Annotated in this window: 1 pseudogene; it reads right to left on the bottom strand. The window is 61.5% G+C overall.

Annotated features, from left to right (window positions below):
- A pseudogene (locus tag HA630_RS27015) lies at positions 1-273 on the bottom strand (ABC transporter ATP-binding protein); the annotation flags it as partial.

The following is a 273-nucleotide window of genomic DNA, read 5'->3' as shown; positions in this document are numbered from 1 at the left end:
GATCGCCATCCAGGCGCGGCCGATGCGCGAACGCTCCAGCCGGTAGCAGATGATGACCGACAGCACCACCATGAACAGAAACAGGTAGTAGTACAACGTGACCGACTGGAAGGTGAAGTCGCCCACCTTCAGCCGCGCGCCCAGGTCCAGGCCGAACACCTTGATGGAGTCGATCTGACTCAGGCCCTTGGGGCCGTTGGTGATGTTCACCGGGCGGTCCAGGTTGAGCAGGAAGATGCGGATGATCTCGCCGAAACCCAGGGTGACGATGGC

The organism is Aquabacterium sp. A08 (genome assembly GCF_011742065.1).
The sequence above is the reverse complement of the archived record's forward strand: the minus strand, read 5'-3'. Positions and strand labels throughout refer to the sequence as shown.